Annotated in this window: 1 protein-coding gene; it reads left to right on the top strand. The window is 52.0% G+C overall.

Annotated features, from left to right (window positions below; translation table 11 throughout):
* Positions 1-226: hypothetical protein (locus tag JWG43_RS17660; RefSeq protein ID WP_205244268.1), on the top strand; the 226-nt coding region annotated here is incomplete at its 5' end.
* Between the last annotated feature and the right edge of the window lie 397 nt (positions 227-623).

A 623-nucleotide genomic window follows, 5' to 3' on the forward strand; every position in this document is an offset into this window, starting at 1 on the left:
GTCAACATCAGACATGAAAAAAGACGGACAAACCGATTGGCTTGTCCGTCTTTATGAAAAGAGCGTCAACGGGGTACGTGAGTTCGGCCTGCCTTCGGAACGTTCCCGGGGCACCATCGCTGTCCGTCTTCCGACCCTCGCCGAGCAGGCACGTACCATGCGTTACCGTGATCCGTTGCCACCAGGCAACAACGTACCCAGCGGCGTGATCGACTTCACGGATTGATTTTTACCCGTAATGCCCCTTATCATGAAAAAACTTCATATTTGACTATGAATATCCGCATGTTGCAATCTCTGGCGTTTCCGCAAAGAGTAAGGGCATCCGCAGACTTCACAAGTTTGTCGCGCCGGGTATACGATGGCAACACGGCCCCTGTGGTCCGCGCGGTTCATCCGCTGTTGAGGTAACGGTGTATGTTGATACCAGGGTTCTATTTTGCCGGTGAATTTTCCGCTTTTGACTCATATTTACGCTCACAGCCACATGTGGAAAAAATCTTTCGCAAAGGGGAGTACCTGTGGAAGCCCGGCCATCCCTACGACTGTGTTCAGTACTACGTTCAAGGGGCAACCGTGTTCTTTGCCAGCCACGAGTCCGGGCGACGCAAAATAATCAGCTT

Origin of the sequence: Desulfobulbus alkaliphilus (assembly GCF_016918545.1) — a bacterium.
GTDB lineage: Bacteria > Desulfobacterota > Desulfobulbia > Desulfobulbales > Desulfobulbaceae > Desulfobulbus > Desulfobulbus alkaliphilus.